Source organism: Candidatus Woesearchaeota archaeon, assembly GCA_018303405.1.
GTDB lineage: Archaea > Nanobdellota > Nanobdellia > Woesearchaeales > JABMPP01 > JAGVYD01.
Genome location: JAGVYD010000010.1, coordinates 106605 through 123349 on the forward strand (window position 1 = coordinate 106605; position 16745 = coordinate 123349).

A 16745-nucleotide genomic window follows, 5' to 3' on the forward strand; every position below is an offset into this window, starting at 1 on the left:
GAAATCAGTTATTAGAACTCTCAGTTATGTTTCCGGATTCCTGCGCCCGCCCCGCTGTTTTTGGGGCAAACTCCTGCATGACATTCCTGTCCCGGCCTTCCCAGTCAACTCTCCAGACATAGACCTCTTCGCCAAAAACAGTTCTCTGGTATTCAAACTGGTCGAAGTATTTCAGCCCGTGCCCCCTGAAAAAGAACAGCCTGGTGAACATTGAATCAATTAAAGCCGGATCCATCAGCACGCTTTCATAGCCATCATCTCTTGGGATAATGGCAGCAGAAATTGTGCCCGCATTGTCGATTATTTTTGTATAAACCCCTGTTTGCAGCGCATATGCAATACTTTTTACCTTGAAGCCTGCCTGCGGGGATGCGCTTGCCGTGAAATCAGTGAGATTTACCGTCAGGCCGCCCTGGCACAATAGTGTATTTTGTTCCTGCTCAATGCAGGGCGTTGCAGATGAATAATAAGTGGGCCATTCTGAGATCCAGTCATTTGGCTCAGTAGTCTGGATTTCATAATAATACTGGTCAGCTGTTCCAGCATCCAGCCCGTATTTTTCCTGAAGGGTATTAATTGCAGTCTCGCCTGGCATTGCCTTGACATCATTGTACATTGCGGCTTTTTTGAAATCCCACAGCCCGAAATGGGCCCAAACCTTGCTTTTTCCGACCATGTCCTCGCTTGTTATGAAATAATCTTCAGGAGGCGTGCAGTGGGTGAATTGCAAAACATTTTCCGCCTGGGCGTCATCCAGGCCGTTTTTATCCAATTCAGCCTTTGCTGATTGCCTGTCCATGCCAATAATCTTCTTCATCACCTGCACAGTTTTCAGGTCGTCATTCAGGTAAGAGTTGAGTTCTGCTGTCCCCTTGTAGTTTCCACAGTCCAGCATGCGCAGGATGCCTGCGGCCTCATTTTCATCGCCTGTAACAAGGGTCCTTCCAATCCAATGGACAGGAGTGTAGCTTTGGGATGTCCCGTCAAATGTGACAGGCCGGTTCCCAATGTACTTGAACCAGTGCCCAAAATCCCACCAGGAATTTATTATTGCATTGCCGCCTGCTTTTTGGTCAATCGACTGCAAGGCAGCATACCATGCGTCGTTCATGTCGCTGGTCCTTTGCCTTGCAAGCGTGTAGCCGCTGTTAATCGGCGCAATTATCATGAGCATGAGCAGGGCGAATATAATCGGCTTGCTCCAAAAGCTTGATGTTTTCAGTTCTCCTGCGAGCCATCCCGATATTCTTGTGTACATGACACCTGTGAATATCCCGAATCCAATGGCAAATGCCGGGACAAGAAGCAAAATGAACCTGACGCCTTTGACGCTGGCAAACAATGTCGCCATAAACCATATGATCATTATTATTGCAAACTTGAAATCCACATCATAATCTTTCCTGAATGCCATCACGATTTTTGCAAGGAACGGCAAAATCAGCCCGGCGATAAAATAATAAAGGCTGTTCTTGAACACAAGCGCAATCAGAATCAGCCATACAAGGGATATGACAAAAAACCAAAATTCAGACTTGGTGTCCTGGCTGTCCTTTCTTATGGCAGTGAGCAGGATTCCAAGCACGCTGACCAGGAAAAGGAAATTGCCGCCAAGGCTTGCAATGACCTGCGGCAGGCTTGAGCCGCTCTGCTCGGCAACTGTTGTAAAGACATTTGGCCAGATTGTGTCTCCGGCAACTTCCTTGATGGCCAGGAATCCTGCCGGGCCGGTATAAAAGCTTGAAAATGCATTATAGCTGCTGAAGAGCAATGTGAAAATCAGTGCGCTGGCAAAAAAAATCCCGCCAATTGCAATGATCCAGTATGTTTCTCCTGGGATTGCAAGGGATGCTTTCGTGTTTTTCCGCCTGGCATGGTAATATGATGATGCCATCTGGTAAAGGAATGCAAAAATTACAGTTGCCAGTATGAAATCAAAAATATACCACCAGCCAACCCATCCTTTGCTGTAAAGGCCTGTAAACAAGCCTGCAAGAACCGCCAGCAAAACTCTCTTCAGAGTTGACTCTGCTTCAAAGGCCTCCAAGAAAAGCCAGGTAATCATCAATGGGAAGAATATGTTGAATGAGTCTGTATCGCTTATGCCTGCCATGCTCCTGCTGAGGAATGCCTGGTGGACAGCAAGCAAAAGCGCTGCAAAAAAACCGCCAACATTGCCGGCGAATTTCCTGGCTATGAAAAATGCAGGAATCAGGCTAAGCGCTGCGATGATGACTGGCATGAAAAATACCACCCTCTCAAGGGGGATGTTGCTGAATGCGGATGCTGCCTTGTATGAATACCCCAAAACATATGCATACAGCATGTCCTCTGGCACAAACCTGCCAATTGGGGCCAGCATGTGTGTATCATATGGCCTTCCTTCCCTGAGCTCATCTCCGGGATGCCCATTGTCAACGACATTTCTTGCATGCCTTATCCAGTAATACGGGTCAATTGTTATGAGGTAAGTGAGGCCATTGTCATCCTTGAATTGGGATTTGAGATAGGCAGAGGTTTGCCCAATCTGGGAATCAATCTGTGACTTGGCTGACTGAGAAACCCTGGAGAATTCCTCATTCACCAATGCATTCTTGTTTTGGTCGGGAAGGTTTGGATACTGCGCATCAACTTCCAGCCTGATGTTTGCCTTTATGTTGCCGACAACATTGTCTGTTGCAATCTGGTCGGTCACAGGAAGGCTGTCTGTCTGCAGCCTCAGGTAGCTGCCGGCAATTATGGGGATAAGAATCAGGAGCAAAATTCCATATGTTTTGAAAAAATTCCCTGCCTGCGCTGCTGAGCTTTTCAGCCCCAATGAAAATTCAATTTCATCATCACTATTCTTTTCATCCTGCGGGCCGCCCTTGAGAAAATTCTTGACTTTAGAAAAATCAAAGCTGATCTCCTCATCATCTTTTTCAGCAGCTTTTGTTTTCTTCTCAGAAGGCTTTTTTTCAGGGTGCGCCTTGGCTGGCCTGCCATTTTCAGGCTCGTGTTTAGCAGACGGCTTGGGCGCTGGCTTGTCTGCTTCCGGTTTCTTGCCGCGCTTGAAATATTTTGTTATGGGCGAGAAGTCAAACTCAATGTCTTCATCATTGTCCCTGGATTTTGCCATAGCCCGTTGTGAAAAATAGGTGTTTATAAAGATTGGGGAAATTATGTATTGGTCACCCTATGGATGTCAATCCTATCCGTTAAATGGCGGATGTTCGGAAAGGCAGGGATCAAACTGTCAAAAAACGCCATATCTATTTTGAAACCCGTAGTTGGAAGGGACGGGAGTATATGAACCATTTTTTGCTATGTTTTTTGGTGTAAACAGTCTTTCTAACAGGCTAAAATAGGGAGTGGACAATTTGAAACCCAGTCTCAAGCATAGTCTCTGAAATGAAGATTAGGCAGGTAAAATTATCTCAAAAACATGGGCATAATTTGAAACGAACCCTCTTACGAGCCCTCTAAAATGAACAGTGGTCGTCTTGAATTTCCATCTCTTAATCTTATTTCTTACTCGTATAAGTATAACTTAAGAAAGGTTATTTTGTACATAAATCTTGTCATTTCTTACTTTATGAAGTATATTATTAAGAAACTTTAAATAGTAGTTAAATTTAACTTGGATTATGGGGGAAATAAAGATAGTTGTTGACGGGTACAAGTGCGAGCGTTGCAAACATGAGTGGATACCTCGCTCACGAAAGAAACTTAATCCAATAATCTGCCCTTCTTGCAAAAGCCCATATTGGAATATTCCTAAGAAGAGGAAGAAAACAAAAACAGTATCAAAAGGCTGAAAAATGGTTTTAAGAAAATTAACTAAAGAAGAAGCGAAAGAGGAAGTCAAAAAACTCTATGGCATAACCGATGAAGAAAAGAGGATTATTGAGGATTCGTTGAAATGAAAAGAAGCAAACAAGATAAGCAGTTTTGGATTCAGCTTGACCAGTCTAACAGGGATTTTCTTTCAAATACTGCAACGTTTATGCTAAGTTATGCAATATCTTTAATATCGCTTCTTATTTCTGTCATTGCTATTATTATCGCTATTAACGGAATATCCTCTTATACAATTGGTGTTGTAATCTTTTTTGGAGCGATCATGATAATTGCTGCTTTCTGGTTCTCCAAGAAAGTAAAAAAGACTTTGAAGGATGCAAAGGCATTGAATGAACAGCTTCAGAAAGAACTTACAAAGCTATATCCTGAATATAATAATAAGTTTAGGTGAGTAATCAACTTGACTCAAAAAACACTTGACGGAAAGGATGTTGAAGAACCAAGCATTTGGTCAGATGGTGCTTTCGCCGAAACGTTAGGTCAAGATGATATGAAAGTTAAAATGCGTACTTTTCATATGAAGCATGATGAGGAGATGAATTATAATTGTTCAAAATGCAAAGCTAAAATTTCAGCTCATAACAACGACTGGCATAATAGAATGTGCGATAAGTGTTTTAACAAAGAATTTTTCCCAGAGGATTAAAAAATGGACACAAATAACGCAATTGTGGTTTTTCAGGGAAAGAACATAAGGAGAACTTGGCACAATAATGAATGGTGGTTCTCTGTGTTTGATATAGTTTCAATTCTTACGGATAGTGCTGATCCCAAGCAGTATGTCAAGAAGATGCGAAGCCGTGATCCTGTTCTAAATGCCAACTGGGGTACAATTTGTACCCCCCTTGAACTTCTTGCACCAGATGGCAAGAAAAGAGAGACAAACTGCGTCAATACTGAAGGAGCATTCAGAATCATCCAATCAATACCTTCTCCAAAAGCAGAGCCGTTCAAACTTTGGCTGGCAAGAGTCGGCTATGATAGGGTAAAAGAGATTGAAAATCCAGAATTAGCCCAAAAACGTATGAAAGAGCTTTTCAAATCTAAAGGGTATTCTGAAGAATGGATAGAGAAAAGAGTTAGAGGTATAGCTATACGAGATGAGCTTACTGATGAATGGGATAAGCGAGGATTGCAGACAGAACGAGAATATGCAATTCTAACAGCAGAAATCTCAAAAGCGACATTTGGCATGACTCCAAGTGAATACAAAAGATTTAAAGGACTTCAAAAAGAAAACCTCAGAGATCACATGGATGATATAGAGCTTATTCTTACAATGCTTGGAGAAGCAACCACAACAAGATTTACAAGAGAAAGAGACTCAAACGAATTTCAGCATCTCAAAAAAGACGCTAAAGATGGCGGCGATGTTGCAGGGTCAACAAGAAAAGACATAGAACAAAAACTTGGCAAAAGCGTCGTTTCAAATGACAATTTCTTAGAGAAATCAGAAGAGCAGAAACGACTCACCCATAAAAAGAAAGAAAAATAATCATTTATAAAGAAAACATCCGACAATTAACATCTATGGGTTGAACAATATGGGGAAATTTAAACATCATCCCTTTTCCTGCTGAAAAATTTCAATCCATGCCTCGACAGGCCAGGCTCTGCAAGAAATAATTTCCACAAGAGGCTTATTGGCCTGTCCCTGCTTTCATGTTCGAGCACTTTTTTCACTGATTTCTTTTTCATGCTTCCGATGAGCCGGTTATAGTCCTTGTCTGAGAACTTGTCCAGCAGTTTTCTAAGCTCAAGGTGCAGCCATAATTCCCTGCCCAGCGTTTTCCGCCATTCTTTTTCATAATTCCTGTTTTCAAGAATGCACCCGGCAGCAATCTGGCCAGCTGTCATGCCCTGAATTATCCCTCCTGCTGTCGTGGCTTTAACCTGCGTTGCTGCATCGCCAACCAGCATAACCTTTCCATCCCATGACATTGTCCGCAATTTCGGATTATATATTGGTATCAATCCGCCCTGCTGCTCAACTATCTTTTTTGCTCCCACCCTTTTCATCAAAAGCTGGAACAATGCATGTGGATTTTTCCTGTCTGCCAGGCCAAGCCTGACATGGTTTTCATCTTCCGGCACAGCCCATGCAAACAATCCAGGGCATACACTGCCAAAATAAGTTTTGTAAAGCTCAGGGTCATTTTTCAGCTTGACCAGTGCCTGCGCGCCCACAAAGAATTCCCTCTTGCCATATAGCCCTGCCGATTTTGCCACCTGGCTTGACGGCCCGTCACAGCCAATAACACGCTCAGCATTGTATTCAACTATCTTTCCCCCTGTCCTAAGCCTGATTTTTCCCAATCCTGGGCTGTAATCCAGGAATCTGTGGGAAGTCAGGACCTTTGCACCCGCATCCCGGGCCATGCCTGCAAGATACTGGTCAAACCTTGTCCTGTGGTAGATATGCTCTTTTTTCTTAAGCTTCAGCTCAACACTGGTGTTGTCAGGCGCAATTGCCTCAATCCTGCTGATTTCATTGGCAAAATACTCCTTTTTCGGGGGCAAAATCTCAGTTATTGTGCTTGTAAGAACGCCTGTGCACTGTACAGGGCTTCCAATTACCTCATGGTCTTCAAAAAGCGTCACTTCTTTTCCAGCCTTGGCAAGATTGTAGGCTGTCCATGATCCAACAGGCCCCGCACCTATAATTGCAATCATATATGATTCAGCTCTCTGATTTCGCCACTCTCCCTGCTTTAAAACCCTTTGTGTAAGTGCTTTCCATACACCATAAAATTAGTAACTACTATCCAATGCTAAATAATCCAAAGCTTTATAAATGATGTGGATTTACATACGGGGCATAACTCGCACTCAATGGGTTGCCAGGGGGCGAAAAAATGAACACAAACAGGCTCGCTTTATCATTTTTCATGGTTTTGCTTGGAATATCCATATTCGCAGCTACAGCAGCTGCTGATTCTATAAGAATTGATAGGGTTTATCTTAACGGGCTCAAGCTTTCTGAAGGGGGCACCACAAGAATCTCAAATTTTATGGAAGGGAACAGCATTGTGCTGAATGTCCATGTGGACTCAATAGACTCCCTCTCATCTGTCAAGATTGAGGCCCAGCTTACAGGCGACAGCGGTAAAACTTCAATTGACAGGACCAACTCATTTTCCATGAAGGCCAATGTCACATCCATTAAGACACTTTACCTTACCCTGCCGGACAGCCCGGACAATGAGAAATACAGGCTGACTGTATTTGCGCAGGACTCAAGCAAGGGCTCAGACCAGGCAGAATTTACAGTCCAGATAGAATCGCCCAGCAAGGACGTTGAGATCAGGCAGATTCTTGTCAATCTTGAGAATAATGAAGTCCAGGCCGGCCGGACCGTGCCAGTCTCAGTCAGGGTCAAGAACTCAGGGGACCGGGCAGAGGAAGACATAAAGGTCATGGTTTCAATTCCAGCACTCGGGATTACTGCTTCAGACTTTATAGAAAGGCTGGATGCTGATGAAACAACCACAACAAGGCAAATGAGCCTAAGGCTTCCAAGGTGCGTAGCGCCCGGATTCTATGAAATCGAGGCAGTTGCCAATTTCGACAATTTTGACTACTCCGAAACAAAGTCAGAGTCTTTCAGGATAACTGAAAACCCTGCATGCAATCCGGCATACAATCCGTTCATTGGCTATGATGGGAACCAGGTTAATGGCGGCGCAAGCTATCCATCTGACAATTATCCCTCCAGCAATTATCCATCAAATAATTATCCTTCCACTAACTACCCAACTGGCTCAACTGGCCAAAGCGCCAGCGTGACAATCTCTGTTCCTCCGTCAGGGGATGCAACAGCAGGCGCAGGAGGGGCAGTTTATCCAATCACCATCTCAAATCCATCTGCAACTGCAGAAACATTTAGCTTTACAGTGGATGGAATTGGCTGGGGATCATACTCATTTGAGCCAACCAACATAATTACAATCGGCGCCAAGGGAACAGGCACAACCTATCTGTATGTGGCAGCTGACAGGGCTGCTGCTCCTGGAAATTACAATTTTGCCCTGATGCTGACAAACAGGGGCTCAACAAGCTCAATACCACTTGAAGCCAACATAATCGCAGGCCAATTGCCAGCAGGGACAGGCTCAACAGGAACACCAGCAACAGGAACAACAGGGGCCGCAGGCAGTTCAGGCAGCGCAATTGTGGATATTATGAAAAAAGTGCTTGAGATATCGCTGATTGTGCTGGTCGTGCTATTAGTGGTCACTGGCGTATACATTGCCTACAGGAAAATAAAGCATTCAGAAGACAGCGCAGAGAGCGCATCCGGCATCAAGGAGAAGCAGGCAGCGCCGGAAAACAAGCCAGTTTATTATTGATTTTGCACGCATTCATTTATGGATTTTATTTTGTTATCGTACATTGTTATCATATGCATTTCATATGCATTCGATTGTCAAGTCATAAATCATATAAGGAGATGCCATACAAATTTCAAGTTAATCCGGAGGGGGATGTCAGTGTCAGCAAGAACAGGAACGAAATCAAGTCAAGCTGGTCCACTCCGCATTCTATGTCTGGCCATTATATCTTTTTTCCTGATTTCTGCAGCAATATCATTAACATCAGGCCCCGCGTACGCAGCCAGTGATTTTCAGGCAGTTGCACCTCAGGCAAGTATTCAGGCGTGCACATGCGTCTCAGCCAAGGCCCAGATATCAATCTATAACACTGGCAATTCTGCAGGAATATTCCAGCTCTATGCAACCGGTGACAATGCAGCGTGGTCAACCCTGGTTCCGGGCGTTGTCAGGCTTGATCCGGGCAAATCAGCCACAATCAGCCATTACATAAATCCGCCATGCGGCCAGACCGGAACATACAATCTGGGCATTGTTATCCAGTCAGATTCCGGAGTCTCCAAACAAATAACGCAGAATGTCGTGCTCTCAAACTGCCAGAATCTCCAGGTATTGATTCTCAACTCATCCCAGGGTTCCTGCTCATGCACTGAGAGGAAATTCAATTTTATAGTCAAGAATTCAGGGCAGTATGTTGAGGCCTATGATGCGCGAATAATGCCTTCCAGCGATTCGCTGGCAGGCACGGCACTTGTTGATCCACAGGAAATCGTGCTAAACCCGGGCGAGGCAAAACTGGTTTCAGCCATTGTCAAGCCAGGCTGCTTCCAGTACGGGGAACTGGGCTACACTTTTGAGGTCCTTGCCAGGACGAGCAAGTATCTTGCGAAGGCGCCGATAAAATATGTCTCCAGCGAATGTTTTGACTATGAGCTAAATGGACCCACAGGGCAACCACTTTCATGCTTAAGAGTGGAATCCAGCATTCCGGTGGGCATCAGGAACATTGGCGAAGAATACAATTCATTTACAGCATGGCTCGCATTGCCTGAAGGCTCCGAGGATGGAATCCTCGGCTGGACTCACTTGGAGCATTATGATTTGTCCCTTGAACCGGGAGCCTCTGGCCAGTTCACAGTAAAAATTTTGCCGCCTGCAGATGCCGGCCAGGGCCTGCATGAGCTTTCTTTCCAGGCCCAGTCAGACAAGGGCCAGGTTTTAAAATCACAAAATCTGCTATTGAATGTCACAGAGTGCATGGGCGCCAAAATCAGCTTGTTTGCTGAAAAGCAGACTGTCTGCTGTGGGGTGAACAGCTTTGATTTTAACCTGCAAAATACAGGAACCCTTGATTCAGCAATAATACTTTCTGTGGACAGCTATGCATGGGCAGAGCCGAGGAAGATGAAATATTTCCTGGAGCCTGGCCAGGCTGAAGCCGGGCAGCTTGTAATCGATGTGCCCTGCTTTGAAAATTCCTATGACCTCACGCTCAACGCAAAAACTGAGGGGCATGAAAGCATAGCAGACTCCGGCACCATCCGGCTGGATGTCAAAACCCCGGGCCAGTGCTTTGAGCTGCAGCCGGAATTGGAAAAAGTTAAAATTGAATATTCCAATTATTCCATTATTAATTTTACTGTTGCTAACATTGGCCTGAAGCCGTCGAGGTACAGGGTCAGCCTTGTTGATGTGCCATACTGGGTCAGGCTTAACACCACCACAATCTCAGTCAATGATTCTGATATCGCAACATTTGTCCTGGAAGCATCCATAAATGAAAGCGTGCATCCGGACAAATACAGGCTCGACATACGGTTTGATTCCACGAGCAGCAATGCAACTTATGTCCTTCCATTCTATATCACCGTAAAAAGAAAATACACTATTTTCCACGACGCTATAGTCTGGGCAGGCCAGTTTGTCCGCCAATATTCGGATTATTTTGTCATAATAGCAGCATTGATTGTAATCCTATGGGTGCTGAACAAGGCCTATTCGAGCTACAGGCAGAAAAAATTGGCGAAAATTATTCTTGAAAGCCAGGCCCAGCACATGCAGCAGCTTAGGCTTAGCCAGATGACCGCCCTTCAGAGGCGCAGGGAGCGAAAGCGCCTAAAGCTGGAAGCAAAGCAGGAGCGGCTTGCCGGAACTGAATCCAGAAAGCGCATGCTGCAATACATCCAGGTTGCAGGCATTATGCTTGTGATAGCAGTTTCCCTTCTTTTGTTTTTCACAAAATACAAGGAAACACAGCCCGAGAAATTCCAAAACCAGACATTTGTCCAGGACATATTTGTCGTGGTCTCTGACCTGAAAGACTATGCCATAAAGCCTTTCATGCCTTTGGCTGCAAATGAAACAGAAACACCGTCAAGCGAACCAAGCCTTGAGGGCAAGGACCGGCCTGTCCTTGCAATAAACCGAACGCTCGAAATCAACATTTCCAAAGGCACGCCTCAAAATGACACATCTCCATCTCCAAAGGGCACATCTGAAAAAAATATATCTGAAGGCTTCGTGGATTCAGTAAGCTCCAATGCCCCAGCTGCTGCAAACATCACTATTGCAGAGCCTGAACCAATTGTGGAAAAGGACGAATCATTCACTTACCAGGTTATTTATATCGGGGAACAAAAGGAAATTGACCTTTCGCAATATTTTGTTGACCCTGACAGCGGGGACAGGCTGCAATTCACTTTTTCTTCTTCATCAGGGCTTGATGTCAGGATGCAGGATAGCATTGTAGCCATCAGCGCATCTGCGACTGCCAGGCCCGGCTATGAAACAATTTTCTTCACAGCAACAGACTCAGAGGGCTTGTCTGTCACAAGCCCGGAAATAACAGTGGTTGTCCGGCCCGCAAGAGGCAGCGTACCGGCTGAAAGGCGTGCAGATGCAACGAACAGCCAGGATATGGATGCATCCATCCGTCCCATACAAAACGAATCATCAGATGAAAAGGCATCTCCAGATTTTGTGTCTACTCTTTCAGGGCAGGAAGGCTATCTGAAACAGCGCTTTGCCCAGGAAAGCAAGAGGCAATTCTCATTGCTGCTTGTCGCCCTGGCGATTATTGCATTAATTATCGCAATCCTGCACACTTCCTCTGGCGAAGGGAAAAAAGCAAGGGCTTCTGGGAAGAAATGATTGCCTGGATTTTTCAGCAGCCAATTTTGCGGATAAGTTTATGGGAAGAACCAGTTTGCAAGAAGACAGTTTAATCAGTTTATAAGAAAACAGTTCTTAAAAATAAAGTGGGGACGCTGCGATTTGAACGCAGAACATCTGGTATCACCATCATGTCATAATCATCGGCTTTCGCCTCATCGCTCCATGAACTGGAGCCAGGTATGATGCCAGGTTTCACCACGTCCCCATTCTTCCCTTGGCCGCCTTGGCGCCTTTGCTTTTTCTTGCCGTGCCTTTTCTTGCCGGATGGCCAGTCGCCATTCACGAGATTAGAGAAATCTGCCCCATTTAAATCTTTTGAATATTGCAACAACAATATTTTTATAGATTTTCGACTGGATATTGAATATGAAGGCGCATAACTGGTTCATCCTGGGGCTTTGCATCCTTGCCGCAACCTTTTTCCACGCATTGTCCTCTCAATCATTTCAGGTTCTCCATTATGTTTTCATCGCGCTTGGGACTTTTTTTATTGTCGGGGCATTCATTTCAGGCGGCGGAAGCATCAAGACAGGGGACGAAGCCCGGGACCCCAAGGAAATTGGAAGCAAAAGCATTTTCAAGATAAAGACCCTGGCCTATGTCCTGCTTATCTGCATTGCCGGCGCGATGTACTTTTTTTTTGACCGCTTTATTATTGCATGGGCACAGACTGTGCCCTGGCTTTGGGCAGTGATCCAGCATTTTTCAGAGCAAATGCAGGGCCATACTTTGCTCGGGCTTTTCTACGTTGCATTTATCGGGTCGATTTTCTTTACTCCCCTGCCGGTTGAAGTTGCGGTTGTTTACTACCTTGCCATAGGATACCCCATCCCCATGCTGCTGCTAATCCTGCTGTTGGGCGCTGTTTTAGGCGAAATTCTTAACTATTCTTTTGGCTTTGCGCTCGGCGGGCCAATTCTAAGATATTTTGTCGGCGAGAAATTCGGGATGTGGCAAAGGCGCATTGAAAAATTCGGGGGATTGGTGATTTTTCTGGTGAGTTTCCTGCCTCTTCCCCTTGGGCTAGTGGCAGTCTTGCTCGGCGGCTTGAAATACCCGATAAAGCGATTTCTTTTCTGGATGGGGCTTGGCCGCCTGTTTAGGTACTCAACTGTCATAGTTCTGCAGATTTATTTTTCAGCCCACATGCCTGCATGGCTTGGCAGCCTTACGGGCTAGAAAGACATCCTGTCCCCGATTTTGGTCCTGGATTTGCCTGCAAGGCCAGCTGCAACCTCTGCAACAAACTTTGCCTTTTTCCCGGATGAGTAGGCTGTGAACGGCCGAAAATTATTTTTCAGGTCAACAACCCTCTTATTCTTGTCCATGAAAATTACATCAATCGCATAAAATACGAAAAACATGTGGAGGGAAACCTGCCTTTCCCCGCCAAACTCAAAAATCAGCGCTGATTTTTCATTTTTGCAGGTGAACATTAGCCCCCTTGCCTGGCACCACCTTGATTTGCATACTGTGACTTCATCTGCAACAGCCCGTTTGGTTGTGATATTCTCAAGCATGGGGATTGTATTTGGGAAAAGGTTTAAATATCTAATGCATCTTTGTCCTGCCATAAACTGATCCGTAAACTAATCCGATTGATGGCTTAGTGATTGTGTTGGGCACGTCAAAAGGGGTGCATTGTGAAAAATAAAGCAATTCTGCCGACAGCAGCAATCCTGATAGCATTGTTATTGGCATACCTTGCCATGTCAGACAGTGTCACATCCCCTTCAGTTTCTGGTGCCAACATTTCAGGCACCTACACATTTAACTGCACAATTGACAGCATAAACAATGCCACAAATGTAAGCTTCTACATGGTCAATTCCACTAATACAATGCCCTTGGGCGTAGACTACAATACAAGCCATTCTGAAGGCTCGCAGAATTTTTACAACATTACTTACAATACCAACACGCTTGGGTCAGGCTCTTATACATTGTACTGCAATGCATCAAATGCTTCGCTTGCCACTGCTTCTGTTTCCAGGCCTGTCACAGTTGACTATAATGCACCATCTGTCACAATCAATCTTCCAACAGCAAAACTGTACAACACAAGCACCCTAATCTTGAATGTCAGTGCATCGGACCTGGGCACCGGCGCGTATACAGTAACATACAGGTACAGGAACCTATCAAACGACATACTTAGCTCATTTGCAGGCATGACCAAGGACTCGTCCAACTACTGGATACTTGACTTTACATCAATTGCCTCAACACTGGATGACGGAAATTACAGCTTTGATTTCAATGCCACAGACTTTGTGGCATTGTCAGGCAACAGTTCAGTCTGGGGCATTGCCTTTGACAGGTCTATACCAAATGTTGATTATTCAAGCGCTTCATCTTCTGATGGCGCTAACCAGACATCTGCAGCGTTCAATGTGAATGTCACTGCCAATGACAGCAGCTCAATTGCCACTGTCACGCTCATCCTTGACGGCCTCTCCAATGCTTCCTTATCTGGCACAGGCGGGGTGTACAGTGTGAGAAAAACCCTGGCAACAGAGGGCACTTACACTTATTACGTCAGGGTAAATGACTCAGCAGGCAATGTCAATGTCACCGGCGCCAGGACAATAAGCTATGACAACACTGCGCCTGTCATCAATATCTCAAATCCTGCAAATGCAAGCACTGTGGCAAACAGCTACTTCAATGTTTCTGTGAATGTCACTGAACTACTTCCCAATTCAACTTTCTGCTCTTACAATGTCACAAATGCCGATACTGGCGCAACAGTGAGGGTCGGGTCGCTTGATGCCGCAGGTTATGCAAGCCTTTCAGGCACAAGCAGGTTTTTCACAATAACACCTGCCTTCACCCAGCTTACCGACGGCAACCACACAATCAATGTTACCTGCAAGGACATGCTCGGCAAGCAGGCATCTGCCAAGAACTATGTGACAGTCGCAGATACAACAGGCCCAGTCATATCAAATGTCGATTCCAGCTCAACCTCAACTTCAGGCACAATTTCCTGGACAACAGATGAGGATTCCACTTCAGAAGTAATCTGCGGGACAGTAACCAATCCAACTGCATCCTGCAAAAGCAGCGCAACCTATACCGACACACATAGCTTAACAGTCTCAGACCTGGACAGCGGAACAAAATATTATTATCTTGTCAAAAGCTGCGACTTGGCGGGAACATGCACTACATCAAGTCCAGCCGGGAATTTTACAACAGCTTCCATTGGCAGCAGTTCATCGAGCAGCTCAAGCAGCAGCTCAGGCGGCGGAGGCGGCGACACAACTGAAGCCTCATCTGTAACGCAAGTCTGGGATTCTGTTCCTCCGGGAGTGCTTATATCAAAGGCAATATCCAACACAAACATACCTGTTACAAAAGTGAGCTTCACCCTTGCCACATCTGCCTCAAATGCCGAGCTCAAGATTACCGGGCTCACTTCGAGGCCCGGCAGCGCAACAGAGCCGGAAACAACAGCATACAAATATTTTGAAATCACCAAGACAAACATTCCCGATGTTTCTCTTGCCACAATTGAAATTGAGTTCACTGTAACCAGGAAATGGATTACAGACAATAATATAGATGAAGCAAAAATTGCCTTGCTCAGGTGGGTCAACAGCGCATGGGCAAAGCTTGAGACAAAGGCTGTCAAATCCACAAGCACGGAAGTGACATTTAGCGCAAAGTCGCCTGGTTTCAGCTATTTTGCAATTTCTGGCGAGGCAGCAGCCACAACCGAAGATCTGCACGCGGATGCAGCTGCAGAAACCGATGATACGGCGCAAAATGCAAGCCAGGAAGATATCTATGAAACCTTGGGTGATGCACCTGCAGGAGATACAGCCACCGGAACAGGCCAGGAAGAAACAGCAGGTTCCGGCCAGGAGACAACAGATGGCTCAGCGTCTGGGAGTTCCAGGAAGGCGCTCACCTGGATTATTATTATTGCAGTGATTTTGGTTATTGCAGCAGCTCTTATATATTTTGTCTATGGCCGGCGGGGCAGCGGCGGATTTGGCCTTCAAATGGGCAAGGAATCAGAATCTCAATCCGCACATTCATTTTCATCTGATTCATCTGAACGTGACCATAAGGATGCTGGCAACAAAGAGCCACCAGAACAGGAAAGGAAGTCCTATATCTAAAAATCCTATCTAACAATGCACTCTGAACAATGCACCCTGCCAATATAGAATATATCCTGAAATATTCTTTTAATACCCTTATGCTGAAAATTTTGCTGTTAACTAACCTTGAGGTGTAACAAAACCTTTATATATATGCCAAGTCTAAGACAGTGAATTGATGTGGGGGAAGGCAAATTTGCTGAACAAAAGAGGAGCATTTAGGAAAAATAAAGCAGCCATCTTGGCTCTCGGGTCAACAGTCTTTCTAATTTTTATATACACTGTATTATCTGCAAATACTTTTAACAACCCTACACCCTCCGACGGCGCAAACATAACAGGAACGGTGGTGCTGAATTGCACTTTTGACACTTCACCATTAAACATAACAAACACATCCTTCATCTACCAAAACAGCAGCGATATAGCGATGATTACAAATTTTTCTAATGACTCAGGCTGGATTGATGGGAATTTCACATACAGCTGGGATACATCCACAATTGCTGATGGGCTTTACACCCTGATTTGCAATGCAACCAATTCAACGCCAGACCATGCAGCACTTTCTCTGACAAATGTCAGGGTGGACAATAATGCGCCAACCTTATCTTCCCTGGTTGCCCATGGCAAGGGCAACAACACTTTCCTAAACGGGAGCAGTTCCATTCTTAATGTCACTGCAACCGACGGCTCAGGCTCAAGTGTCACAAGCATTCTCTTCAATGTATCGTTTAACGGCGTCACCAACTTAAGCTACACTGGCGTTATCGCTACTGACCTGACAACATGGGGAAGCCTGACTTTCGATGCCTCCAACTTGACGGACAATGCTTACAATCTCACAGCCATTGCAACTGACCATGTTGGGCTGGCAACAACATCGGGCTACATCACTTTCACAATTGATACCGTGACGCCGCAAATTTCTTACAACGCAAATGGAAATATTGCCGACAATACAAACCAGACATCAGCCACTCTCACTGTCAATGTGAGCATAACAGATTCAGGCTCAGCAGTGAACACAACTGTGCTGTGGCTTGACGGTTCGGCAAATGCTGCAACCTTTGAGCAGCTCGGAAATGACTACAATACAACAGTAGTTTTATCAGAAGGAAGGCACACTTATTTTGTAAGGGTAAACGACACTGCCGGCAATTATAATATTACCTCAACAAGAACAGTAACATACGACAACACCGCCCCTTCCTTAACCTATGCAGCACAGGCAATAGCCAACGGCGCCAACCAGTCCACAAGCACTGTAACCTTTGCCTTCAACGTC

General features: G+C 45.2%; 12 protein-coding genes and 1 tRNA gene. 9 read left to right on the top strand and 4 right to left on the bottom strand.

The features are described 5' to 3' along the window. Positions 1-4: 4 nt before the first annotated feature. Positions 5-3118, bottom strand: coding sequence for a glycosyltransferase family 39 protein (locus J4227_03760; protein MBS3109619.1), 3114 nt, complete (start codon positions 3116-3118; stop codon positions 5-7). 508 nt (positions 3119-3626) lie between these two features. On the opposite strand from J4227_03760, the gene J4227_03765 reads away from it, so the two are divergent. From J4227_03765 to J4227_03780, 4 genes are all read left to right on the top strand, one after another. Then, positions 3627-3797 (top strand): hypothetical protein, encoded by a 171-nt coding sequence (locus J4227_03765; protein ID MBS3109620.1) that lies wholly within the window; start codon positions 3627-3629, stop codon positions 3795-3797. Positions 3798-3901: 104 nt separating this feature from the next. After that, positions 3902-4231, top strand: a complete 330-nt coding sequence (locus tag J4227_03770; protein ID MBS3109621.1) for a hypothetical protein — start codon at positions 3902-3904, stop codon at positions 4229-4231. Positions 4232-4240: 9 nt separating this feature from the next. Then, complete coding sequence (locus J4227_03775; protein ID MBS3109622.1) at positions 4241-4486, top strand: hypothetical protein; 246 nt, start codon at positions 4241-4243, stop codon at positions 4484-4486. Positions 4487-4489: 3 nt separating this feature from the next. Further along, a complete protein-coding gene (locus tag J4227_03780; protein MBS3109623.1) occupies positions 4490-5335 on the top strand; it encodes a Bro-N domain-containing protein in 846 nt (281 codons plus the stop codon). A 59-nt stretch (positions 5336-5394) separates the two neighbouring features. Here J4227_03780 and J4227_03785 read toward each other — a convergent pair whose 3' ends face one another. Continuing rightward, complete coding sequence (locus tag J4227_03785) at positions 5395-6513, bottom strand: NAD(P)/FAD-dependent oxidoreductase (protein MBS3109624.1); 1119 nt, start codon at positions 6511-6513, stop codon at positions 5395-5397. Between the two features lie 182 nt (positions 6514-6695). Here J4227_03785 and J4227_03790 point away from each other — a divergent pair, with 182 nt between their 5' ends. Further along, positions 6696-8189: a hypothetical protein gene (locus tag J4227_03790; GenBank protein MBS3109625.1), complete on the top strand. Its 1494-nt coding sequence runs from the start codon at positions 6696-6698 to the stop codon at positions 8187-8189. Positions 8190-8324: 135 nt separating this feature from the next. Continuing rightward, positions 8325-11321 (top strand): hypothetical protein, encoded by a 2997-nt coding sequence (locus tag J4227_03795; protein MBS3109626.1) that lies wholly within the window; start codon positions 8325-8327, stop codon positions 11319-11321. Between the two features lie 108 nt (positions 11322-11429). On the opposite strand, the gene J4227_03800 is transcribed toward J4227_03795, so the two are convergent. Continuing rightward, positions 11430-11550: transfer RNA gene (locus J4227_03800), tRNA-Trp, on the bottom strand. A 161-nt stretch (positions 11551-11711) separates the two neighbouring features. Between J4227_03800 and J4227_03805 the strand changes: the two genes are divergently transcribed. Beyond that, positions 11712-12524, top strand: coding sequence for a VTT domain-containing protein (locus tag J4227_03805; protein ID MBS3109627.1), 813 nt, complete (start codon positions 11712-11714; stop codon positions 12522-12524). Here J4227_03805 and J4227_03810 read toward each other — a convergent pair. Next, a complete protein-coding gene (locus J4227_03810) occupies positions 12521-12865 on the bottom strand; it encodes a DUF192 domain-containing protein (protein MBS3109628.1) in 345 nt (114 codons plus the stop codon). The genes J4227_03805 and J4227_03810 overlap by 4 nt on opposite strands. A gap of 123 nt (positions 12866-12988) precedes the next feature. On the opposite strand from J4227_03810, the gene J4227_03815 reads away from it, so the two are divergent. Continuing rightward, the gene (locus tag J4227_03815; protein ID MBS3109629.1) at positions 12989-15475 is read left to right on the top strand and encodes a PGF-pre-PGF domain-containing protein; all 2487 of its coding nucleotides are present in this window, start codon (positions 12989-12991) and stop codon (positions 15473-15475) included. Between the two features lie 160 nt (positions 15476-15635). Beyond that, on the top strand, positions 15636-16745 hold a 1110-nt coding region (locus J4227_03820), incomplete at its 3' end, for a hypothetical protein (protein MBS3109630.1).

What these genes read in the sequence shown, in the direction of transcription:
- J4227_03790 (MBS3109625.1), top strand. Translation starts at nt 6,696, where the DNA reads ATGAACACAAACAGGCTCGCTTTATCATTTTTCATGGTTTTGCTTGGA.
- J4227_03765 (MBS3109620.1), top strand. Translation starts at nt 3,627, where the DNA reads ATGGGGGAAATAAAGATAGTTGTTGACGGGTACAAGTGCGAGCGTTGC.
- J4227_03805 (MBS3109627.1), top strand. Translation starts at nt 11,712, where the DNA reads ATGAAGGCGCATAACTGGTTCATCCTGGGGCTTTGCATCCTTGCCGCA.
- J4227_03760 (MBS3109619.1), bottom strand. Translation starts at nt 3,118, where the DNA reads ATGGCAAAATCCAGGGACAATGATGAAGACATTGAGTTTGACTTCTCG.
- J4227_03770 (MBS3109621.1), top strand. Translation starts at nt 3,902, where the DNA reads ATGAAAAGAAGCAAACAAGATAAGCAGTTTTGGATTCAGCTTGACCAG.
- J4227_03795 (MBS3109626.1), top strand. Translation starts at nt 8,325, where the DNA reads ATGTCAGTGTCAGCAAGAACAGGAACGAAATCAAGTCAAGCTGGTCCA.
- J4227_03780 (MBS3109623.1), top strand. Translation starts at nt 4,490, where the DNA reads ATGGACACAAATAACGCAATTGTGGTTTTTCAGGGAAAGAACATAAGG.
- J4227_03785 (MBS3109624.1), bottom strand. Translation starts at nt 6,513, where the DNA reads ATGATTGCAATTATAGGTGCGGGGCCTGTTGGATCATGGACAGCCTAC.
- J4227_03810 (MBS3109628.1), bottom strand. Translation starts at nt 12,865, where the DNA reads ATGCTTGAGAATATCACAACCAAACGGGCTGTTGCAGATGAAGTCACA.